The 21,335-nt window shown below is 69.9% G+C and carries 21 protein-coding genes; 15 read left to right on the top strand and 6 right to left on the bottom strand.

Annotated features, from left to right (window positions below):
* From GPY60_RS16845 to GPY60_RS16805, 9 genes are all read left to right on the top strand, one after another.
* Positions 1-826 (top strand): sensor domain-containing protein (locus tag GPY60_RS16845; protein WP_231639695.1); only part of this gene is annotated, 826 nt, incomplete at its 5' end.
* A gap of 32 nt (positions 827-858) precedes the next feature.
* Positions 859-1,887, top strand: coding sequence for a sensor domain-containing protein (locus tag GPY60_RS16840; RefSeq protein WP_156688823.1), 1,029 nt, complete (start codon positions 859-861; stop codon positions 1,885-1,887).
* Positions 1,888-1,949: 62 nt separating this feature from the next.
* The gene (locus GPY60_RS16835) at positions 1,950-2,438 is read left to right on the top strand and encodes a hypothetical protein (RefSeq protein ID WP_156688822.1); all 489 of its coding nucleotides are present in this window, start codon (positions 1,950-1,952) and stop codon (positions 2,436-2,438) included.
* A 15-nt stretch (positions 2,439-2,453) separates the two neighbouring features.
* The gene (locus GPY60_RS16830) at positions 2,454-3,692 is read left to right on the top strand and encodes a zinc-dependent alcohol dehydrogenase (protein ID WP_156688821.1); all 1,239 of its coding nucleotides are present in this window, start codon (positions 2,454-2,456) and stop codon (positions 3,690-3,692) included.
* Complete coding sequence (locus GPY60_RS16825) at positions 3,667-3,915, top strand: DUF6480 family protein (RefSeq protein WP_156688820.1); 249 nt, start codon at positions 3,667-3,669, stop codon at positions 3,913-3,915. Before GPY60_RS16830 ends, GPY60_RS16825 begins: the two co-directional genes overlap by 26 nt.
* 33 nt (positions 3,916-3,948) lie before the next feature.
* Positions 3,949-4,200 (top strand): hypothetical protein, encoded by a 252-nt coding sequence (locus GPY60_RS16820; RefSeq protein ID WP_156688819.1) that lies wholly within the window; start codon positions 3,949-3,951, stop codon positions 4,198-4,200.
* A gap of 123 nt (positions 4,201-4,323) precedes the next feature.
* Complete coding sequence (locus GPY60_RS16815) at positions 4,324-4,539, top strand: ferredoxin (RefSeq protein ID WP_156688818.1); 216 nt, start codon at positions 4,324-4,326, stop codon at positions 4,537-4,539.
* Positions 4,536-5,942: an NAD(P)/FAD-dependent oxidoreductase gene (locus tag GPY60_RS16810; protein WP_156688817.1), complete on the top strand. Its 1,407-nt coding sequence runs from the start codon at positions 4,536-4,538 to the stop codon at positions 5,940-5,942. The genes GPY60_RS16815 and GPY60_RS16810 overlap by 4 nt, the downstream gene beginning before the upstream one ends.
* 13 nt (positions 5,943-5,955) lie before the next feature.
* On the top strand, positions 5,956-7,233 hold the full coding sequence (locus tag GPY60_RS16805) for a cytochrome P450 (protein ID WP_156688816.1): 1,278 nt from the start codon (positions 5,956-5,958) through the stop codon (positions 7,231-7,233).
* A gap of 13 nt (positions 7,234-7,246) precedes the next feature.
* Here the strand turns inward: GPY60_RS16805 and GPY60_RS16800 are convergent, their stop codons facing one another.
* The 3 genes from GPY60_RS16800 to GPY60_RS16790 form a co-directional block, all read right to left on the bottom strand.
* Complete coding sequence (locus GPY60_RS16800) at positions 7,247-8,053, bottom strand: MOSC domain-containing protein (RefSeq protein WP_156688831.1); 807 nt, start codon at positions 8,051-8,053, stop codon at positions 7,247-7,249.
* An 83-nt stretch (positions 8,054-8,136) separates the two neighbouring features.
* Complete coding sequence (locus tag GPY60_RS16795) at positions 8,137-8,460, bottom strand: DUF732 domain-containing protein (protein ID WP_156688815.1); 324 nt, start codon at positions 8,458-8,460, stop codon at positions 8,137-8,139.
* A gap of 107 nt (positions 8,461-8,567) precedes the next feature.
* Positions 8,568-8,975, bottom strand: coding sequence for a PPOX class F420-dependent oxidoreductase (locus tag GPY60_RS16790; protein WP_156688814.1), 408 nt, complete (start codon positions 8,973-8,975; stop codon positions 8,568-8,570).
* 651 nt (positions 8,976-9,626) lie between these two features.
* Here GPY60_RS16790 and GPY60_RS16785 point away from each other — a divergent pair.
* The 3 genes from GPY60_RS16785 to GPY60_RS16775 are packed head-to-tail and all read left to right on the top strand — an operon-like array spanning position 9,627 to position 13,543.
* Positions 9,627-11,033 (top strand): PPE family protein, SVP subgroup, encoded by a 1,407-nt coding sequence (locus GPY60_RS16785; RefSeq protein ID WP_156688813.1) that lies wholly within the window; start codon positions 9,627-9,629, stop codon positions 11,031-11,033.
* 47 nt (positions 11,034-11,080) lie between these two features.
* Complete coding sequence (locus tag GPY60_RS16780; protein WP_156688812.1) at positions 11,081-12,454, top strand: PPE family protein; 1,374 nt, start codon at positions 11,081-11,083, stop codon at positions 12,452-12,454.
* Between the two features lie 45 nt (positions 12,455-12,499).
* The gene (locus GPY60_RS16775; protein ID WP_197283702.1) at positions 12,500-13,543 is read left to right on the top strand and encodes a class I SAM-dependent methyltransferase; all 1,044 of its coding nucleotides are present in this window, start codon (positions 12,500-12,502) and stop codon (positions 13,541-13,543) included.
* A gap of 19 nt (positions 13,544-13,562) precedes the next feature.
* Here the strand turns inward: GPY60_RS16775 and GPY60_RS16770 are convergent, their stop codons facing one another.
* Together GPY60_RS16770 and GPY60_RS16765 are read right to left on the bottom strand one after the other, a co-directional pair.
* A complete protein-coding gene (locus GPY60_RS16770; RefSeq protein WP_197283701.1) occupies positions 13,563-15,074 on the bottom strand; it encodes an FAD-dependent oxidoreductase in 1,512 nt (503 codons plus the stop codon).
* Between the two features lie 58 nt (positions 15,075-15,132).
* Positions 15,133-15,927, bottom strand: a complete 795-nt coding sequence (locus GPY60_RS16765; RefSeq protein WP_156688810.1) for a hypothetical protein — start codon at positions 15,925-15,927, stop codon at positions 15,133-15,135.
* Between the two features lie 121 nt (positions 15,928-16,048).
* Here GPY60_RS16765 and GPY60_RS16760 point away from each other — a divergent pair, with 121 nt between their 5' ends.
* The 3 genes from GPY60_RS16760 (at position 16,049) to katG (ending at position 20,101) form a co-directional block, all read left to right on the top strand.
* Positions 16,049-17,302: a L,D-transpeptidase gene (locus tag GPY60_RS16760; protein WP_156688809.1), complete on the top strand. Its 1,254-nt coding sequence runs from the start codon at positions 16,049-16,051 to the stop codon at positions 17,300-17,302.
* 88 nt (positions 17,303-17,390) lie between these two features.
* Entirely contained in the window at positions 17,391-17,831 is a 441-nt protein-coding gene (locus GPY60_RS16755; RefSeq protein ID WP_156688808.1) for a Fur family transcriptional regulator, read from the top strand.
* Between the two features lie 32 nt (positions 17,832-17,863).
* Complete coding sequence (katG, locus tag GPY60_RS16750) at positions 17,864-20,101, top strand: catalase/peroxidase HPI (RefSeq protein WP_156688807.1); 2,238 nt, start codon at positions 17,864-17,866, stop codon at positions 20,099-20,101.
* Positions 20,102-20,355: 254 nt separating this feature from the next.
* Here katG and GPY60_RS16745 read toward each other — a convergent pair whose 3' ends face one another.
* Complete coding sequence (locus GPY60_RS16745) at positions 20,356-21,126, bottom strand: DUF1906 domain-containing protein (RefSeq protein WP_156688806.1); 771 nt, start codon at positions 21,124-21,126, stop codon at positions 20,356-20,358.
* Positions 21,127-21,335: the final 209 nt, after the last annotated feature.

Below are 21,335 nucleotides of genomic sequence, written 5' to 3'. Positions count from 1 at the left end.
GCCGCCGTGGGCACCGCCCATGGCGTTCGCCCCGGCGCCACTTCCGCCGTACCCGCCGGCCCCGCGCAGGGGCACCTCACCCCGCACGTGGGCGCTGGTTGGCGGGGCCGCGGCGCTGACCGTGACCCTGGTGACGCTGGTCAGCGTCATGGCCACCGCCGGCGGCTCGGACACCACCGCCGGCCCGGCGGCACACCAACCGTCGACATCCGAGCGGCCGAGCCCCTCGACGACGACGACTCCGCCCGCCGGTCCGCCGGTCCAGGCCGAGGAGCTGCCGACACTGCTGCTGGACACCGGCGCGATCAACACGATCATGGGCACCCGCGACCTGGTGGTGAACCCCACCCTGACGACGACCCGCCTCTACATCGACACCACCGACCGGCCCGAGTGCGGCGGGGTGTGGGCCAACGCGAACAAGGGCGTCTACGCCGGGAGTGGATGGGTGGCGGTGCAGACGCAGTATCTGCGCGAGCCGGCCGACCCGCGCCACGAGGTCTTCCAATCGGTGGTCAGCTTCCCGACCGCGTCGGCGGCCACCGACTTCGTGGCCAAGGAGGCCAAGGGCTGGCCGCTGTGCAACGGCAGGTCCATCACCACCACGACGCCCAACAACCCGCCGCAGACCTGGTGGGTCGCCACCGTGAGCCACCACGACGGGCTGCTCACCTCCGTCATCAACCGTGAGGGTGCCCACGGATGGGGCTGCCAGCACGCACTGACCTCGCGCAACAACGTGGTGGTCGACGTGGAGACGTGCGGATTCTCGGTGCAGGAGCAGGCATCGGAGATCGCCGGCAAAGTCGCCCAGGGCATCCACTGACCGCCGGTCAAGGCACCCGAAGGGGAGATGACATGTCGAGCCACCCGAACACGCCGGCACCCGGAGGCCGGTCCTTACCGAATCCCGTTGCCCCGCAGGGCTATCCACACGGTGCGCGGGTAGATCCCTGGGCGCAGACCTGGGTCCGGCCCGTCGGCGTGCCCGTGGTCCGGCCACCGGCGGCGCCCGGCTTCCCCGCTGCCGCTCACCCGCCAACGGCGCCGCGGCCGGCCATCGCGGGCTGGCCACCTCACGGCTACCCGCCGATGGGGCCGCCGCCCCGCGGCACCCGGCGCAGGTGGGCGCTGATCGGCGGCGTGACGGCCGTCGTCGCGCTCGTCACCGCGGGCACCGGCGTGTTCATCGCCGTCGCCGACCGGTCCACCGGCCCCGCCGGCACGACCAGCGTCAGCGAGCCGCCCTCCGCGCCGCCGCCGGCACCGACGAGCGCCGCGACACCGCCGTCCGTCGTCCCGATCGACGCGCTGCCCGGGCTGCTGCTGGACCCCGCGGTGGTCAACGGCATCGAAGGCACGACCGCAATGGTGGTGCGCCCCGACCCAAACGCCGGTTCTGGCTCCGGGTTCGCCGACCTGCCGAGCAATCGACCCGAATGCAAGGGCGTCCAGCATCCCGCGATGGTGTCGGCGCTGCAGGGCAGCGGCTGGATCGCGGCGCAGACCCAGGTCCTGAGCGAACCCAACGACGACTGGAAGCACCTGGTGAGCAACGCCGTCGTCGACTTCCCCAGCGCACAGCTGGCCACCGACTATGCCGCCCGGCAAGCCGAGGCCTGGGGCCGATGCGCCGGAAAACCCTTGACCACCAACGCGGCCGGGGAAGGCCCGGTCACCTGGTCGGTGGGGCCGACGAGCGATCGCAACGGCGTTGTGAGCGTCGTGCTGACCCAGGAGGGCGCCGTCGGCTGGGGTTGCCAGCGCGCGCTCACCGCCCGCAACAACATCGTCGTCGACGCGCGCAGCTGCGGCTTCAACCGCACCGACCAGGCCGTCACGGTCGCCACGAAGATCGCCGAGCGCGTGCACGCACCGAACCCGTGACGCGCGGCCGTTTGGCCGCCGCGCGGGCGGGTATCGCCTGCCTCAACTACAGGAGGCGCGGCGTGAGTTATCTGGACATCGCGAAAGATCAAGTGCTCGGGGTCGTCAAGAAGGTCGTCGACGCCCAGCCGCCCCGAGCGACGGCGCAGACGGTCACCATCGCGTGCTCCCCGGAGCGGGTCGCGCAGTTCTGGGGTGACCCGCTGCAGATATCGGTCGTCCTCGGCGACATCGCCGAGGTCGAAACCTCCGGAGACGACCGGTACACCTGGCGGCTGCTCGAAGGACCGGCCGCGGTGTGGAATTCGCGCGTGGTGCGCGAGAACGACGGCGTCCGCTTCGTCGGGGGCGGCAACGAGCTCGCGGTCAGGTATCGGCCCGCACCGAACGGCCTGGGCACCGAGGTGACGCTGCGCGCCACCACCCCGGCACCCGGACTGCTGTCGGGCGCGGCGGCGTTCATGGTCCTCTACCGGCTGCGGGCGTTGCTGCAGACCGGCGAAGTGCCGACCATCCGGTGCAACCCCAGCGCGCGGGCGTCCGCGCGGTAGAGCGAGAGGTCAATCATGCGCGCATTGTGCTGGAACGGTGTCAACGACCTGTCCGTGGAGACGGTCGACGACCCGAAGATCCTCAATCCCCACGACGTGATCGTCGAAGTCCGGCTGACCACCACGTGCGGTTCGGACCTGCATTTCATCGACGGATACCTGCCGGGCATGCGCGAGGGTGACGTCTTCGGCCATGAGTTCATGGGCGTGGTCCGCGAGGCGGGCCCCGACGTGCGCGACACCAAGGTCGGCGACCGGGTGGTGGTGCCGTCGTTCATCGCGTGCGACCGCTGCTGGTATTGCGAACACGAGCTCTATTCGTGTTGCGACACAACCAATCCCAATGCCGAACTACAGCAGCCACTGCTCGGGTATCCCTCCGGTGGCATCTACGGCTACACCCACCCGTTCGGCGGCTACGCGGGCTCGCACGCGGAGTACGTGCGCGTGCCCTTCGGGGACGCGAATTGCTTTGTGATCCCCGGCGACATCACCGACGAACAGGCGTTGTTCCTGTCGGACGCCGTGCCCACGGGGTTCATGGGCGCCGACTTCTGCGACATCTCCGGCGGGGACGCCGTCGCGGTGTGGGGCGCCGGCGGCGTCGGCCTGATGGCCGCGCGCAGCGCCCTGCTGCTCGGGGCCGAACGCGCCATCGTAATCGACCGCATTCCCGAGCGGCTCGCCTTGGCGCGCAATGAGTTCGGCCTGGAGACCATCGACTACACCGCGGTGGACAGCGTCCACGAGACCCTGCGGGAGATGACGGGAGGCCGTGGACCGGACGCCTGCATCGACGCCGTCGGCATGGAGGGTCACGGCACCGGAGTGCAACAGCTGTACGACAGGGCCAAGCAGCTGCTGCGCCTGGAGACCGACCGCGCCACCGCACTGCGCCAGGCCATCCTGGCGTGCCGCAAGGGTGGCGTGGTGTCGGTGCTCGGGGTGTACGGCCTGACCGACAAGTTCCCGATGGGCGTGCTGACCAACAAGGGGCTGACGATGAAAACCGCCCAGCAGCACGGCCAGCGCTACATGGCGCGGCTGTTCGACTATGTCGAGCAGGGGGACCTCGACCCGGCGAAGCTGATCACTCACGACTTGCCACTCGAGGACGGCGTGCGCGCCTACGACCTGTTCAAGAACAAGAAGGACCACTGCATCCGCGTGGCGATGCGACCCGGCGTCAAGGCGGGCGGTCCCGCCGGCGAGAGGACCAGTGAGAGCCATGACCTCGCAGCCGCCCCTTCCTGACCCCGTCAACACCCCGGACCTCGAGCCGGGCGGAGGGGTCAGCCCGGGAGCCACTCCCCCCGCCGCCGGTCAGACACCAGGGGTGGCGAACCCGCACCCGCCCGGGCGGGGTCGCTTCACGCCCACGGGCGTCGTCTCCGTGATCGCCGTCTGCGTCTTCGTCGTGATCTTCCTCGCCGTGGCGGTGCTCCTCGTCATGAAAATGGTTGGCGCGACGGGCTGACCGTGCAACGGAACGGATGGGAAGGGGACGGGCATGACGGTTGACGCCGACGACGTTCGGCGACTGCTGGGCGCTGACGAGGCGGACGCGGTGCTGGTTTTGATCGAGGGGCGCGTCGAGGTCGTCGCGCCGGCGGACCTGGAGTCGCCCGATTACCGGGGGGCGCTGCAGATCGCGACCCGCGAGGACGTCCTGCAGCGGACGGGCGGAACGGAGCTCTCTGACCGCGAGCTGGCCGAGCAGGCCAAGGATCTCGACTCCGCGGTGCGCAACCTGGGCGGCTGACCGCGCCGACCGCGTTCGGCGATCCCCAGACCGCGGCCATTTTCCGCGATGTCCGTGATGAGCGGGCTTCGCCACAGTAGTCTCTGCGCGCGGGGGTGATTTGGCCGGCGGAAGGGTCGGAGCATGCGGTTGGTGGTCGATCTCAACAAGTGTCAGGGTTACGCCCAGTGCGTCCCCCTGGCGCCCGAGGTCCTGCGGATGGTCGGCGAGGAAGCCCTTGCCTACGACCCCAACCCGGACGACTCCCAGCGCCAGCGTGTGCTGCGTGCGGCGGCCTCCTGCCCGGTGCAGGCGATCATCCTCGAGGCGGATCCTCCGGCGGACCGGGACACCGAGTGAGCACCGCCTCGCTGGTCGGCCAGCTGGTCGACAGCTTCAAGGCCGATGGGCGCATCGTCATCGTGGGCGCCTCGCTGGCCGGCCTGCGCGCAGCGGAGGCGCTGCGGGACAAGGGCTTTCGCGGGGAACTGACCATCATCGGCGACGAGCCGCACGAGCCCTACGACAGGCCGCCGCTGTCCAAGCAGGTGTTGAAGGGCTGGGTCCCCGCGCACCACACCAAGCTGCCCCGGTTGCGTCCCGTCGACGCGAGGTGGCAGCTGGGGGTGGCCGCGGTCGGCCTCGACCGCTCCAACCGGCAGGTGCTCCTGGCGAACGGTGAGAAGGTCGACTACGACCGGCTGTTGATCGCCACCGGCACGCGGGCCCGCCCTTGGTTCAATGCGGAGGAGGCCGCGTTGCAGGGCCTGTTCACCGTGCGCACGTGCGAGGACGCCGCGAAGCTGGCCGCCGCGCTCGAGCGGCGCCCACGCCGGGTGCTGATCGTCGGGTCCGGTTTCGTGGGTTCGGAGATCGCTTCGGTGTGCCGCGAACTCGACCTGCCGGTGACGGTCGCCGAGCGCGGCAAGGCGCCGCTGGTCGGCGCGCTCGGCGGCGTGATCGGCGACATCGCGGCGCGCATGCAACTCGAAGCCGGGGTCGATCTCCGCACCGGAGTGGCGGTCGAGGGCCTCGAAGGCGACTCCGACGGCCACGTCCGCGCCGCCCGCCTGTCCGACGGCACCGTCCTAGACGTCGACGTGGTGGTCGCCTCCCTGGGCTCGATCCGCAACGTGGAATGGCTCGACGGCGCCCAGTTGGCCAGCGGGTTCTGGGGGGTGGCGTGCGATGCGGGCTGCCGGGCGTTCGACATCAACGGCGTGGTGACCGACAACATCTTCGTCGCCGGTGACGTGGCCCGCGCCCCGCACGTGCTCTACGAGTACCAGTTCATGTCCCAAGAGCATTGGGACAACGCCGTTTTCGGCGCCGAGGTCGCGGCCAACAACATGATCAGCCTGGAGCTGGGCCGTCGGCCGCACCTACCGCTGCCCTCGTTCTGGTCGGGGCAGTTCGGGGTCAACATCAAGAGCGTCGGCGTGTGCTCGTTCGGCGACGAGATCGTGTTCACGCAGGGGTCCATCAAGGATCTTCGCTTCGCGGCCGCCTACGGTTATCGGGGTCGAATCGTCGGCGCGGTGACGTTCAACCACGGCAAGTGGCTGCCGTACTACGCCTCGCTCATCGAGCGCTCCGCGCCCTTCCCCCCGCCGCTGCCCGGCTACGACCGCCCGGTCATCTTCGAGCCGATGCCCGCCCGCTTCCCGGATCCCCGCGAGCCGACCGCCTTTCCCGACGTCGTGCTGACCGGGCACGACCCGACCTCGCGCGGGGCAGAGTTCCGGGCGCCCCGCAAGCGCTGAGGAGGAGACGACGATGGACGCCGCAGCCGCCTGGGCCGAAGCGATGAAGTTCGAGAACCGCCCCAACCCCTACCCCTACTTCGACGAGCTGCGCAGGACGCCGGTGGCCAAGGTCGCCGAGAAGACCTACGTCGTCACCGGTTACCGGGAGCTGCTGGCCCTCGCGCACGACCCGCGGATCAGCTCCGACATCAGCCGCAGCCCGGCCGGCCTCCACGGTGACAAGTCCGAGCCGGGCGACGAGCACATGCAGGCCTACGGCCGCCAGGCCAGCATCATCGTGTCCGACCCGCCCGACCACGACCGAGCCCGCCGGCAGGTGATGCGCCACTTCGGTCCTCCGCACTCCCCCGATCTCATTCCGGGCATGGAGCCGTTCGTCGTGCGGCTGGCCAACGACCTGCTCGACAGGATCACCGCCCGCGGCGTCACGCGCATGGACGTGGTGGAGGACTTCGCCTACCCCATCCCGGTCGCGGTCATCTGCCAAATCCTCGGCGTGCCCGTCGAGGACGAGCCGATGTTCCACGGCTGGATCTTCGACTTCATGATGGGCACCGACCTCGGTCCGGAGGGCGCGAGCGAGGAAGGCCGCGCGCTGGCCGAGAAGGGCCGCGCCAGCACGGCCGCGCTGCAGGAGTATCTGGGCGCTCTGGTGGAGCGCTATGCGACGACCCCCGGCGAGGGCCTGCTCTCCAAGTTGCTGCACGACGACGGATCCGACGGCCCGATGTCGGTGAAGGAAACGACATCCAACGCGATGCTCCTGCTGGTGGCGGGTCACGATTCCACCGTCAACACCATCACCAATTGCGTGATGACGCTGCTGCGTCACCCCGGCTCCTGGGACCTGTTGGCCGACCGGCCGGAGCTGATCCCCCGGGCCATCGAAGAGGTGCAGCGGCTGCAGTCCGCCGTGCAGTTCTTCCCCAGCCGCAGCGCCACCGCCGACATCGATATCGGTGGCACCGTCATCCCGGCGGGTTCGGCGGTGCATTTGATCTACGCGGCGGCCAACCGCGATCCGCGCCGATTCGACGACCCGGACCGCTTCAACCCCCTGCGCCCGGACAACGAGCACTTCGGTTGGGGCAGCGGGATTCACACCTGCATGGGTGGGCCGCTGGCGCGACTGGAGGTCAACCTCGCCCTGGAGACCTTCCTGCGCCGCGTCGAGTCCCCGAGGCTGGTGGTCGACCCGCCGCCGTATCGGCACAACCAGGTGTTTCGCGGGCCGAGGCACTTGTGGGTCGACTTCGCCGGGATCGCCGGCCGGTCCTCGGGCGTATAGGCGACTCGGCGATCTATGCCGGCGAAAGCGTGACGGTGTCGCCGACGCGGATGACGCCGGCGCTGAGCACCTCGAGGTAGGCCCCCGCGCACGGTTGCGGCCCGTGACCGCCTGTGTCCAAACGGTTTTCGGCGGCCGGTGTGCGCAACGCGTGCGGGGCCCTGGGCAGCTGCCCGTGCTCCAGGGTGGGCACCACGCACCGCGACGTGGCCGTGAGCACCCGCAGCCTCACGTCCCCGACGATGACTTCGCTTCCGGCCCAATCATTTTCCGTGTAAGGCGGGTGGCCCGGCGGTGTCGCGATCACCAGGTTCGGCCGGTAGCGGAGCGCATCGACGCCGATGTGCTCGAGGGTGGCCGTGGTGATCGCGTGCAGCGGAGCCTCGTCCGTGAACGAGTCGCCCGGGGTCGCCTGGGCGATCTCGAGGATGCGTCCGCTGACCTCGGCGTCCAACCCCAGGTCGAGCAGTTGCTCGGGGTCGGGGCGTTCCAGCGTCGCCCCGTCGGGGCGCTGGCGAACCAGTCGGACCGTCCGCTTCGTCAGGCCCGACAAGACGTCGTCGACGCCGGGCTCGTCCGCGGCCACGCACGTCCCGTCGGGCAGTGCAATGCTCACCCGCTCGCCGTCGCGGCTGGCGGTGCACTTCAGCAGGTCGCGCCACAACCTGGCCTGCTTGGCGCTGGCCACATGGCCGGTCACGGCGTCGACCAGCGCAAGCCGCCGGTCCCCTTCGGCGCCGCCCTCGTCGACGAACAGGCTGCGCACGGATTCGCCGAGCATCGACTTCACCGGATAACGAAGCAAGCCTTCGACACGCATCTCCGCCGCAGCGGCACCGTCAATCACCCGTCCCCACCTCACTGTCACCGAACAGTATGCGGGAGACGGCGGTCAGCTCGGGTTTAGTCCGGGCAGTAGTTCGACTCCGCGGCGCTCACCATCGACGTGACGTCCGCGAACGTGATGCCCTTGGGCCCCAGCGTGTTGTGAATGTCCGTCGCAATCTGGTCCGGCGTCTTGCCCGCATTGCGGTCGGCGCAGATCTGATGGCCCACCGCGATGACGTCGGAGTCGTCCCCGGCCGGCCAGGTGAAGCCCAGCTTGTGCAGTTGGGCGATATACGCGTCGTCGGCGGCGTTGGCGAACGCGATTGCGGTGCTGGTGGAAAGGGCAGCGCCAACCACCACCGGGACGGCGAGCTTGGCGAACAAGCGACGTGCAGACATGTGAAACCCTTCTTTCCGTCGGGTCGAGGGGTGCCGCGTATATAAACGCGGCGGAATAACCCGCAGAGTAAAAATAGGAATACTTCAAACGCTTGTAAAGGCTCCGCTTATACCGGCTTTCGGGGCGGCGTGACGCGAACGACTACCCGCTCTTTACGGCCTTGCGACAGAAGCGATTCGATCACGGTGACAATTCGGTACTCGAAACCGTACTTGCGCTTGAGAAGTGACTCGATGCGCTTGACTTCGCCGGGATGGGTGATCACCTCGGCGGTACCCTCGGCGACGGGCAGGCCCGCGCGCACCTTCCCCGTTCGGCCGCACGGTGTGAGTGTGACGCGCGGATTGCGCCGGACACGCTTGACTTTCGCGGCGTCGGCAGGCGTCCAGAGACAGAGACCGTCGCCGTCCTCCACGACCCACATCGGCGTGGCGACCGGCTGTCCGTCGCGCTTGAATGTCGCCAGAGAGACGAACTTTTCGTCACCCAGCGGGCCGAATCGCGTTTCTGTCATGGCTTTTCACCCTCCATTACGACGCCGACCAACCACGCGCCGATGATGATGAGCTTCCTATCCGGGTGCGTCAAGATACGGCCGTGAATTCACGCACACAGAGTGGGCAACACTCTGCGATCGCACACCTCGGCCGCGCTCGCCGCGGCGTCGTTCATCGTCAGATGTTGACCGGTCAGAATTGCAAACGGCCGGCCCACGAGCAAATCGTCCGTCCGCGGCAAATCTTCGGCTGTGAGTGCTATGTGACGGACAACTGAACATTGCGGAAACACCCGGGTGCTAGTATTGCGACCGCAGGAAACAATTTTGAATTGTCACGATTTGTCGAAACATGCTTTTCGAACGAGGGAGGGGTAGGTCTTTGTGCTGGTGGGAACCGTATCGCACGCGTGGTGCGGCACCGGCGGGGCCCGCCGACGGGATATTATGCGGCGCGGCGCAGCGCTTCCGACGGTTATCGGGCTCGCCGTAGGGAGGGGTGTCTGCAATGGCCAATGATCGGCTGCACCGTTCTGTCAGCAAACGCATGGGGGCCTACAAGCGCTCCGCGACGGCAGATGCGGAGTCCGGAGCCCACGCGACTGCCGGCGTCCGGCGGGACGTCGCCAGCACCGAGGTCGATCCGACCGGGTCTGGTTAGGGGCCGGCATGGATTTCGCCTTGCTCCCACCGGAGATCAATTCCGGCCGGATGTATCTGGGCTCCGGGCCGGCCTCGATGATCACCGCGGCCGAAGCCTGGGACGGGTTGGCGTCCGAGCTGCACGCGGCGTCCGATGCGTATCAGTCGGTGGTGTCGGCACTGACGGCCGGTCCGTGGCTGGGTCCGTCGTCGGCCTCCATGGCGGCCGCGGCCGCGTCCTATGTCAGTTGGCTGAGGACGGCGGCCGCCCAGGCGGATGAATCCGCCGCGCTCGCCCGAGCCGCCGTCGCGGCGTATCAGGGAGCATTCGCCTCGACGGTCCCGCCGCAACTGATCGCCGCCAACCGCGCGCTGCTGGCGAGGCTGATCGCCACGAACCTGTTCGGGCAGAACACATCCGCGATCGCCACCACCGAGGCGCAGTACGCGGAGATGTGGGCCCAGGACGCCGCGGCGATGTACCAGTACGCGGGCGCGTCGGCGTCCGCGACGTCCCTGACCCCCTTCACCGCCCCCAGCCAGAACACCGACCCCGGCGGTCCGGCCGCGCAGGCGGCCGCCGTGGGGCAGACCGCGGGCGCGTCTTCCGGGCAGGTTCAGAGCGCGGTCACGTCGGTTCAGCAGACCTTCAGCGCGGTGCCCAACGCGTTGCAGGGCCTGGCGACCGCCGCGCCGGTGGCGGCCGCGCCGACGGACAACCTGGGGACGTTGTCCGACCTGATCACGGTCTTCGTCGACCTGCCGGCGGGCCTGGTGGGCATCTTCGGCGACATCCCGCTGAGCACGCTCGGCGCCGTGGCCCTGCCCGTCGACATCGTGAGCTACTACGTCGGTGTGCACACCGACGACATCGTCAGCGGGTGGAACGGCGAACAGAGTTGGCCGGGAACGGATCCGGCGCCGGTCAAACCCTTCCCGGCGACCCTGCTGAACCTGCCACCCGGCACCGTCCCGGCCGGTCCGCGGGTCTCGGCCGCCCTGGGCGAGGCCGGCACGGCCGGGAGCCTGTCGGTGCCGCCCACGTGGACCATCGCCACGCCGGCGGTGCGTCCCATGGCCTTCACCCTGCCGACCCTGCCCGCCGCCGCGGCCGGGGCGGTGGAGGCGGGGTCCGCGGCGGGATCGAGCACCTTCGCCCAGATGGGGTTGGCGGCTCTGGCCGGTCGGGCCCTCGCCGGAACGGTGGGGGGCGGCGGTAAAGGCGGAGCCGAACGCGTGCCCGCCGCCGCCAGCGAGGCGGGCGCCGCGCCGGGTGCGGCCCCCGACGGGGAACCCGAGACGACCGGACCCGCGCCCCGGCCGGTGGTGACGGGAGTGGCGGCCGAGCTCCGCGAATTCGCCAAGCTCCGCGACGAGGGAATTCTGACCGACGAAGAGTACGCCGAGCAGAAGAATCGACTGCTCGGTCGCTGAACCGCCGACACGACTTATCGCGATCATTCGAAAAGGAATGCGCTGCAATGGATTTTGGGATGCTTTCGCCGGAGGTAAACTCCGGCCGGATGTATGCCGGTCCCGGCTCGTCGTCATTGCTGGCCGCCGCGCAGGCCTGGGCGCAACTGGCCGACGAGTTGTACGCGGCCGCGGGCGGCTACCAGTTGGCGGTCACGGAACTGACCGCCGGCCCGTGGTCGGGACCCGCCGCGGCGGCCATGACGGCGGCCGCCCTGCCCTACGCGGAGTGGCTCGGCGGCACCGCGGCGCTCGCGGAGGAAACCGCCGCCCGTGCGACATCCGCGGTCGCCGCCTACGAGGCCGCGTTCGCCGCCACGGTGCCGCCAGTGGCCGTCGCGGCCAACCGCAGCCTGCTCGCGGCCCTGGTGGCGACGAATTTCTTCGGCCAGAACACGCCGGCGATCGCGGCCACCGAAGCGCAATACGCCGAGATGTGGGCGCAGGACGCGGCCGCGATGTACGCCTACGCGGCGTCGTCGGCGGCGTCGACGGCGCTGACCCCGCCGCGCCCCCCGGTACAGAACACCGACCCCGGCGGCCCGGCCGCTCAGGCGGCCGCGGTGAGCCGGGCCGCCGGCGCGCCGGCCGGCGCTGTGCAAAGCGGTGTTTCCGTTGTCCCCCAGGCATTCTCGGCGGTCCCGGCAGCGCTTCAGGGCCTGGCGACCGCGGCCCCGGCGGCTCAGGCGACCGACCCGCTGGGCCCGCTGACCGATCTGATCACGATCTTCGTCAGCGCCCCGAGCGGCCTGGCCACCCTGGGCGTGCTCTTCCCCGAATCGATCCTGGACGGGGCGGTCGACACACCCTTCGCCATCGCGGGCGCGCTCCTCAGCTTCCACACCGACGCCATCGTCAGCGGCTGGGACGGGACCCAGATTTGGCCGGGCACCGACCCCGCGCCCGTCCTGGATTTCCCGGCGACCTTGACGAATCTGAGCCCGGGCACGGTGCCGGCGGCGGGTCTGGGCGGGGTCAACACGGTCGGGGCGTTGTCGGTGCCGCCGGCCTGGACCGCCGCCGTCGCGGAGGTGCGCCCCGCCGCGATGGCGATCCCCCTCGCCGACGGCCTCGCGGCGGCGCCCGAGGGCTTCGCCTCGAGCGCCGCGCTCAGCGACATGGGTCTGGCCGCGATGACGGGACGGGCCATGGCCGGGCCGGTCAACGGCGGCGGCGACGGCGTACGGGTGACGGGCCGGCGCGTGACCACCGGCTTCGCCGAACCGGCGGCCGACGCCGAGCCGGACGCCACGCACCCCGAGCCGCGGGTCGTGGTCACCGGCGTCGCGGCCAGGATCCGCGAGATCGCCCTGCTGCGCGACGAGGGAAAGTTGGCCGACGACGAGTACCAACAGTTGAAGAACCAACTACTCGGCCGCTGAGGCCTCGGCTTCTCGATGGTGACACCGGTCGTGTAGAAAATGCTGGTGGAAGACCGTCCGCCCAGAGCCTACGACCCGTCGCGGCTGCGCGAGGCCATGGTGAGCCGGGTGTATCGCCGGGCGCAGGCCGAGGGCCAGATCCGGCTGCCGGCGGTTCCCGGCCTGATCGACGACTACGTCCAGTTGTGCGCCAACATCTGCGCCAGCCTGGGTGTCGCCTATACGCCCGAGCAGTCCATCCAGCTACGGACCGTGCTCGAGGCCGAACTGGCGAAGGCGTTCAAGGCCTCGCCCCGCTCCGACATCGTGGTTTCCTACACCGTGCCGTTCGGCACGGGACTGAACTACCGGGTGAAGGCGGACTGGCGCACCATCGAGGCCGACTACGAGCAGTGGGTCGGCTTCCGCGAACCGCCGCTATTCGGCACCGAGGCCGACGCCCGGGTGATGGCCCTGGCCGCGGAAGCGGCCGACCCGTCGTCCTACCGGGTGCTCGACATCGGTGCGGGGACCGGACGCAACGCGCTCGCCCTGGCCCGCCGCGGGCATCCCGTGGACGCCGTGGAGATGACGCCGAAGTTCGCGGAGGAAATCCGCTCGGCGGCGGACGCGGAATCGCTCGGCGTGCGCGTCATGCAGAGCGACGTCTTCACGGCCATGGAGGGCGTCCACGACGAGTATCAGCTGATGGTGCTCTCGGAGGTGGTGTCCGACTTCCGCACGACGCACGAGCTGCGCGGCGTCTTCGAGCTCGCGGTCGACTGCCTGGCGCCGGGCGGCCGCCTGGTGTTCAACAGTTTCGTGGCGCGCCCGGGCTACGTTCCCGACAACGCGGCGCGCGAACTCGGGCAGCAGTGCAACACCATGATCTTCACCTCAGACGAGTTGGCCAAGGCCGCGGACGGCCTCCCCCTGGAACTGATCGGGGACGACTCGGCCACCGAATACGAGAAGGCACACCTGCCCGAAGGCGCGTGGCCCCCCACCGGCTGGTTCGACGGCTGGGCCCACGGCCTCGACGTGTTCGACCTCGAGGCCGGGGAGTCCCCGATCGAGCTGCGCTGGCTCGTCTACCGCAAGACGGACTGACCGGCCCAAGCGGCCGCCGTCACTGCGATGCGGTGAGGTCGCGGGTGGCCGGGCCTTCCAGCAGCGTCCCGTCGGGGGCGAACCGCGACCCGTGCAACGGGCACTCCCACGCCTTGTCGGCGTCGTTCCAGTTCACGATCCCGCCGAGGTGGGGGCACACCGGCGACACGCGGTGCTCGGTGCCGTTGACACGGCACCTGGCCTCCAGATCCCACGGCGGCCCGCTGACCACGCCGCCCTCGTCCGCGCCGGGGCTGCGACGTCCGATGCGGGTGGCCGGCGTGACCCAGCCCTTCGCCAGGTCGAAGCCCACCTCGGCGTTGAACTGCAGTGCGGTGGTCAGTCCGGTCAACTCGTGCGGGCTCCAGCTGGCGAACGCGCGCGACCAGTCCATCCGCCCGCCCAGGACGCGGCTGGACAGCGCCAGCGCCGCGGCCGCGCCGTTGGTCATCCCCCACTTGTTGAATCCCGTTGCCACGAGGATGTTTTCGACGCCGGGAAGGATGGGGCCGACATAGGGCAGCGCGTCGATGGGGGTGTAGTCCTGCGCCGACCAGTAGTGGGTCTGCTCCGCTCCCGGGAAATGGGTGCGGGTCCAGGAGGACAACTCCTCCAGGTCCTTCGACGGGCTGCGGTTGCGGCCGACGGTGTGGCCGGCACCCCCGACGATGAGCCGCTCCCCGTCACCGGCGCGCGCGTAGCGCACCGAACGCGTCGGCGAGTCGGTGGAGATCATCATCGGGCGGGTGATGTCGCCCGGCACCCGGAAGGCCATGCAGTACGAGCGGCTCGGCTGCAGGCGGGCGAAGAAGCCGCCGCGGTCCAGGATCGGTATGCCGGTCGCCAGCACGAGCCGTCCGGCCTCGAGGTCGACGTCCCGCCCGTCCGGGTCGTTGACGGACACGCGCAGCGTCTCGCCGCGCCACGACACCCGCCGGACCCGGGTGTGCTCGACGATGCGTCCCCCGCGATCGGTGAACTCCTCGGCCAAAGTGTCTAGAAACGGCATGGGGTCGAATTGCGCCTGCTTCTCCAGCCGAACGCCGCCGTGGTACGGAAACGGCACCAACGCGTCGTCGTCCCACTCGACGGGCAGGCCGACCGCCTGGCAGGCCTTCAACTCCGCCTTGGCCGACGGCACACCCTTGGCGGACTGGGCGTAGGTGTAGGCGTCCTCGCGTTGGTAGGCGATGCCGCGCGACTGGCAGTGGCTGAGAATCCAGTCCTGACCCTCGCGGTTGCCGTCCACGTACGCGCGCGCCAGATCCTTGCCGTGCCGCGACAGGATCTTCGTCATGTGGGTGCCCTGCAGCAGGCTGATCTTCGCGGTGGTGTTGCCGGTGGCGCCGGCGCCGACCGTGCGCGCCTCGAGCACCAGCACCTCCCGGCCGGCGCGGGCCAGCAGCACCGCGGTCATCAGGCCGGTGATTCCCGCGCCGACGACGATGACGTCGGCGGATCGGGGCCCGTCGTCCAGGCGGCTTGGCGCCCAGGATGGTTCGGTCCGTTCGGACAGCCAGAGTGAAGTCACGACTGCACTGATACCCGGGCGGGGCGCCGGGAAACGGGCGCGGCCGCGGCGTGGGGCGTCACGCCCGCCTGAGTTGCGCCTTAGCCTCCTTGACCACCTCGCCCGCGGTGTGGTTATCGCGCTTCGCCTGGGCATACCGCTCCTCGGCCGCGGCCAGGTCCCGCTCGGCGTCCTGCAGCGCGGCGAGCGCGTCGTCACGGCGTTGCCGGGCGGCGTCGCGTTCGGTCCGGCTGCTCGCCAGGGCGTCGGCGGCGTCGGCCTTGGCACGCTCGGCGGCCGCCACGGCCTCGATCAACTTCTGCCGCCGGCGGGCGGCCCCGTCATCCTCCCGGGGGCGGGCCGACGCCTTCCCCCGGCTGGGCTTCGGCGCCGGGTCCTCCGCCGGCGCATCGGCGAACGCGCCGAAGCCCGTCCATTGCTCGGGCCGCGCCAGGCGACCGAGGCGCGCCCTGACGTCGGGGTCGGCGATCGCGGCCTGCAGCGTGCTGGTGAGGTCGTCGCGCGCGCTTGCCGACGGCGTCTCGACCCCGGCGGCGTCGAAGGCGGCGCGGGCGAGTTGATCGATGAGCCGGTGCTGCTCGGCCGACAGCTCGCGGATCTGGTCGCCGTCCATCGCCGCGTGCGCGGCACGGAGCCGGTCGCCGAGCTCGCCCAGCCGCTCCGCGGTGTCCTTGTGTCCGAGCGCCAGCCGGTTGACGATCCACGCCGACGTTGTGGGTTTGCGCGCGGCCGAGATCCGCTTGGCGGCGGCGGCGTCGCCGCGCTTCTTGGCCGCGGCCGCCAGCTTGGCGCGCTCCGCGGTGAACGCGTCGGGCGGCGCCCAGTAGAGCGTGTCGAGTTCGTCGTCGGCCATGACGCCATGATCTCTCGCCGGGCCGCCATGTGAGGCAGCCCCTGTTTCGATTTTGGCGCCCGGGGCTATGTGATGAGCAGCCCCGAGTCAGCAAGCACGACCGAAGGATCCGACCTTTCCCATGACGTCACAGAACAGCGACCGCGCCGTCCGGGCCCCTCTTGGCGGGCCGCGCCGGCTCTTGCTCGTCCTGTTCGCCTTAGTGGCCTTGGTGGCGGTGCTCGCCGGCTGCGGCCACCACGACGCCGCGTCCAAACAACCTGGGCCGGCTCAGGTTTCGATCACACCCGGATCGGGCGCGCGCGACGTCGACCCCGTCGCGCAGGTGACGGTCAAGGCCGACGCCGGCACGCTGACCGACGTCCGCATGGTCAACGAGAGCGGCAAGTCGGTGGACGGCGTGATGACGCCGGACAACACCGTCTGGAAGCCCACGGTCCCGCTCGGCTACGGCCGCACCTACACGCTGACGGTGACCAGTCGCGGGCCCAACGGCGCCCCGTCCACGCAGGTGTCGTCGTTCTCCACCCTGCAGCCGTCCAACCAGACCAAGGTCTCGTTCACCACCACCAACGAGGCGACGCTGAAGGACGGCGGCACCTACGGGGTGGGGACGGTGGTCGTCGCGCACTTCGACGAGAAGATCAGCGATCGCGCCGCCGCCGAGCGGCAGCTGACCGTGACCACCGATCCGAAGGTGGACGGCTCGTGGTACTGGGTGGACGGACAGAACGCGCACTGGCGGCCCGAGCACTACTACGCGCCGGGCACGACGGTCACGGCTGAGGCCAAGATCTACGGAGTTGCCTTGGGCGACGGGCTTTTCGGGCAGGACGACACGCGCGTGTCGTTCCGGATCGGCGACGCGCACGTGTCGATCGCCGACGACACGACCCACCAGGTCAGCGTCTTCGACAACGGCAAGCTGGTGCGGACGATGCCCACCTCGATGGGCATGGGCGGCACCGAAAAGGTGGGCAGCCAGACGATCTCGCTGTGGACGCCGCCCGGCATCTACACGGTGCTCGACAAAGGCAACCCCGTCGTCATGGATTCCTCGACGTTCGGGCTGCCCAAGAACTCCCGGCTGGGCTACCGCGAAACGATCAACTACGCCACCAAGATCAGCACCGACGGCATCTACCTGCACGAGCTCGACGCGACGGTCTGGGCGCAGGGCCATCAGGACACGTCGCACGGATGCCTGAATCTTAACGCGGACAACGCCAAATGGTTCTACGGCTTCTCGGTGCCGGGTGACGTCGTCGAGGTCCGCAACACCGGCGGACCTCCCCTGAAGCTGGAGCAGAACGGCGACTGGACGCTCAGCTGGGACCAGTGGCGCCAGGGCAGCGCCCTGAAGCCGGCCTCCTGAGGCCGAGCCCCAGAGGTACACCCCGCGGTGTGCGCCGCCTCACAAATTAGTCTTGACTCATTCCAGATAAGTGAGTCATTCTGAGGCGGTGTCATCGACGGCCGATCACGCAGAACGGTTGCGGATGGCCGAATTGCGGGTGACGCGCCCCCGGATCGCCGTGCTCGAGGCCGTGGAGGCCCACCCCCACGCCGACACGGAAACGATCTTCCTGGCCGTGCGCGTCGGTCTGCCCGACGTCTCGCGGCAGGCCGTGTACGACGTCCTCGGCGCGCTGACCTCGGCCGGGCTGGTGCGCCGTATCCAGCCGTCCGGATCGGTCGCCCGCTATGAGTCACGGGTCGGCGACAACCACCACCACGTCGTGTGCCGCTCGTGCGGGGTGATCGTCGACATCGACTGTGCCGTCGGCGAGGCGCCGTGCCTCACCCCGGCCGACGTCGACGAAGTTCTGGATGGATTCGTCCTCGACGAGGCCGAGGTCATCTATTGGGGCATGTGCCTCGATTGCTCGACAGCCAGTACCTAGCTCGCAGCCCGAATCACCAAGAAAGGAAAGCTGTGTCCGATATTTCCGAAAGCCGCCCTCCCCACGACGCCGGCAAGACGGCGAGCGCCAGCGAGAGCGAAAACCCCGCCATCCCCTCCCCTGAGCCGAAGGCGCGCGGGCCGCTGACCAACCGGGACTGGTGGCCCGACCAGGTCGACCCGTCCACGTTGCAGCCCCACAACCCCAAGTCGACCCCGTTCGGCCCGGAGTGGAACTACGCCGAGGAGTTCGCCAAGCTCGACGTCGAGGCGCTCAAGGCGGACGTCATCTCGGTGATGACCACCTCGCAGGACTGGTGGCCCGCCGACTACGGCCACTACGGCGGCTTGTTCATCCGGATGAGCTGGCACGCCGCGGGCACCTACCGCATCTTCGACGGCCGCGGCGGGGGCGGGCAGGGCATGCAGCGCTTCGCCCCGCTGAACAGCTGGCCGGACAACGTCAGCCTGGACAAGGCCCGCCGGCTGCTGTGGCCGGTGAAGAAGAAGTACGGCAACAAGATCTCCTGGGCCGACCTGATCATCTTCGCCGGCAACTGCGCGCTGGAGTCGATGGGCTTCAAGACCTTCGGGTTCGGGTTCGGCCGCGAGGACGTCTATGAGCCCGAGGAGATCCTGTGGGGCGAGGAGGACACCTGGCTGGGCACCGACAAGCGGTACTCCGGAGAGCGTGACCTCGCCCAGCCGTACGGCGCCACCACCATGGGGCTGATCTACGTCAACCCCGAGGGTCCCGAGGGCAAGCCGGACCCGATCGCCGCGGCGATCGACATCCGCGAGACGTTCGGCCGCATGGCGATGAACGACGAGGAGACGGCCGCCCTGATCGTCGGCGGGCACAGCTTCGGCAAGACCCACGGCGCCGGCTCCGGCGACCTGGTCGGCCCGGAGCCGGAGGCGGCCCCGATCGAGCAGCAGGGGCTGGGCTGGAAGAGCTCTTACGGCACCGGGGTCGGCAAGGATGCCATCACCAGCGGCCTCGAGGTCGTCTGGACCCCCACGCCGACCAAGTGGGACAACACCTTCCTGGAGACCCTGTACGGCTACGAGTGGGAGCTGACCAAGAGCCCCGGCGACGCCTGGCAGTTCGTCGCCAAGGGCGACGCCGCCGAGGGCGTCATCCCCGACCCGTTCGGCGGGCCGGGTCGCCGGCCGACGATGTTGGTCACCGACATCTCGATGCGGGAGTCACCGATCTATCGGGACATCACGCGCCGCTGGCTGGACCACCCGGAGGAGCTGGCCGACGCGTTCGCCAAGGCCTGGTACAAGCTGCTGCACCGCGACATGGGACCGATCAGCCGCTACCTCGGGCCCTGGGTCGCCGAGCCGCAGCTGTGGCAGGACCCCGTCCCGGCGGTCGACCACGAACTCGTCGACGAGCAGGACATCGCGGCGCTGAAGAGCAAGGTGCTCGAATCGGGGCTGTCGGTTCCGCAGCTGGTCAAGACGGCGTGGTCGGCGGCGGGCAGCTACCGCAACACCGACAAGCGCGGTGGCGCCAACGGCGCGCGCCTGCGGCTCGAGCCGCAGCGGCACTGGGAGGTCAACGAACCCTCCGAGCTGGACAAGGTCCTGCCCGTGCTGGAGCGGATCCAGCAGGACTTCAACGCCTCAGCATCGGGCGGGAAGAAGGTCTCGCTGGCCGACGTGATCGTGCTGGCCGGGTCCGCGGCGGTCGAGAAGGCGGCCAAGGACGCCGGCTACGAGATCTCCGTGCACTTCGCGCCCGGGCGCACCGACGCCACCCAGGAGAACACCGACGTGGAGTCGTTCGCGGTCCTCGAGCCGCGTGCCGACGGGTTCCGCAACTACGTCCGGCCCGGGGAGAAGGCGCCGCTGGAGCACCTGCTGATCGAGCGGGCCTACCTGCTCGGTGTGACGGCTCCGGAGATGACGGTGCTGATCGGCGGCCTGCGTGCGCTCAACGCCAACCACGGCGGCACCAAGCACGGCGTCTTCACCGACCGGCCGGGCGCGCTGACCAACGACTTCTTCGTCAACCTGCTCGACATGGCCACGGAGTGGAAGCCGTCGGAGACGTCGGAGAACATCTACGAGGGCCGCGACCGTGCCACGGGCGAGAAGAGGTGGACCGCGACCGCGAACGACCTTGTGTTCGGGTCGAATTCGGTGCTGCGCGGGCTGGCCGAGGTCTACGCCCAGGACGACAACCAGGGGAAGTTCGTCGAGGACTTCGTCGCGGCCTGGGTCAAGGTGATGAACAACGACCGGTTCGACCTGAAGTAAGCGCGCTCGGACGGACGGCGCCCCGCGGGTCACGGCTCGCGGGCGCCGTTCGCTTCGCGACACGTGCCGAGCCGCGCGCCGGTCCACGACACGGAAACCTCATACACGACACGCCGAATTTGGCCGCACTCGTTGACGTCTCGTGAAAGCAGATCCCCGCGGGTCACGGCTCGCGGGGCGCCGCTCGATTCGCGACACGGCACGCCGTGATCGACCGCCAGGGTGCAAGTCTCGCGGGAAGGGCGCCGCTGAGCTCAGCGGCCCAGGTCCCACTGGCCGAAGTCGGTCGCGAGGACGTCGTCGACGTCGACGTTGATGCCGCCCAGCAGCGGGCCGGGGTTCGACGGGGTGTTGACGACCGCCTGATAGAGCACCGCGGCCGGCTCACGCTCGCCGTTCGACCAGGCCTTCGTCTGCCACGCCCACTTGTGCCCGGGCGTCGTAGAGTTTCCGATCACGCCGTCCCTGATCGCCCACCCGCACACCTGCGAATCCCCGTATATGCCGGTGCGGTTCACGCCCAAGACGGAGTTGATCCCCCGAAACCATTGCACCCCGGGGCCATTCCAGGCGTTGGCGTCGATGGCTTCGTCGACGCTGAAAAAGATGGGCGCCGAGGGTGAGCCGCCCGCCGCGTTGTGCAAGCCCAGGGCGGTCTGGGCGTCCGCCACCCCGCCGTCGTAGCCGCGGGTGAAGTCGGAGGGATCCGGCCAGCCGGGCTTGCCGTACTGGAAGTTGCTCACGATCTGCAGGCCCGCGGCGCGCAGCGAGTCGGCGTACTCGCGCGTGATCGGCTTCGCCTCGAAGTTTGCCCCGGGGCGCGACGCCGACACGTAGTTCACCACACCGTCGTAGCCCGCCGCCTTGATCTCGGCCGGGGCGATCCGCTTCTCGGCGAAGTCGATGAGCCTCGTGGCGGCCGCCGAAGCCCGCGGCGCGCCGGCCGATGCCGCCAGGCCCAGCGCGACCGGTGCCAGGGCGTATTTGAGGACGTCGCGTCGGGTTGGCCGGGACCAGTCGTGCACCGCGCGATGGTAACAAAAGGGGACGCGCGCTCTCGTTTGCCCGTAGGCCTCACGCGCCCGGGCACGCACGCGTGGCCGGCGGGTCGGCGCCGGCGTTCTCGCGCCGATCCCCCAGCGCGGCGTAGCGGGCGCGCCGCGATGTCATCGGTGATATCGCTTCCGAGAGTCACCTATCCCCCCAGAGACATGGTCTCCCGGGACATGGGGTG

It is taken from the genome of Mycobacterium sp. Marseille-P9652, assembly GCF_902652685.1.
Taxonomy (GTDB): Bacteria; Actinomycetota; Actinomycetes; order Mycobacteriales; family Mycobacteriaceae; genus Mycobacterium.
Note: the sequence above shows the minus strand (reverse complement) of the source record. Positions and strands in the feature narration are given on the sequence as shown.

Coding starts and splice junctions, on each gene's coding strand:
- GPY60_RS16840 (WP_156688823.1), top strand. CDS start 859: ATGTCGAGCCACCCGAACACGCCGGCACCCGGAGGCCGGTCCTTACCG.
- GPY60_RS16830 (WP_156688821.1), top strand. CDS start 2,454: ATGCGCGCATTGTGCTGGAACGGTGTCAACGACCTGTCCGTGGAGACG.
- GPY60_RS16825 (WP_156688820.1), top strand. CDS start 3,667: ATGACCTCGCAGCCGCCCCTTCCTGACCCCGTCAACACCCCGGACCTC.
- GPY60_RS16820 (WP_156688819.1), top strand. CDS start 3,949: ATGACGGTTGACGCCGACGACGTTCGGCGACTGCTGGGCGCTGACGAG.
- GPY60_RS16815 (WP_156688818.1), top strand. CDS start 4,324: ATGCGGTTGGTGGTCGATCTCAACAAGTGTCAGGGTTACGCCCAGTGC.
- GPY60_RS16805 (WP_156688816.1), top strand. CDS start 5,956: ATGGACGCCGCAGCCGCCTGGGCCGAAGCGATGAAGTTCGAGAACCGC.
- GPY60_RS16800 (WP_156688831.1), bottom strand. CDS start 8,053: ATGCGTGTCGAAGGCTTGCTTCGTTATCCGGTGAAGTCGATGCTCGGC.
- GPY60_RS16795 (WP_156688815.1), bottom strand. CDS start 8,460: ATGTCTGCACGTCGCTTGTTCGCCAAGCTCGCCGTCCCGGTGGTGGTT.
- GPY60_RS16790 (WP_156688814.1), bottom strand. CDS start 8,975: ATGACAGAAACGCGATTCGGCCCGCTGGGTGACGAAAAGTTCGTCTCT.
- GPY60_RS16785 (WP_156688813.1), top strand. CDS start 9,627: ATGGATTTCGCCTTGCTCCCACCGGAGATCAATTCCGGCCGGATGTAT.
- GPY60_RS16780 (WP_156688812.1), top strand. CDS start 11,081: ATGGATTTTGGGATGCTTTCGCCGGAGGTAAACTCCGGCCGGATGTAT.
- GPY60_RS16765 (WP_156688810.1), bottom strand. CDS start 15,927: ATGGCCGACGACGAACTCGACACGCTCTACTGGGCGCCGCCCGACGCG.
- GPY60_RS16760 (WP_156688809.1), top strand. CDS start 16,049: ATGACGTCACAGAACAGCGACCGCGCCGTCCGGGCCCCTCTTGGCGGG.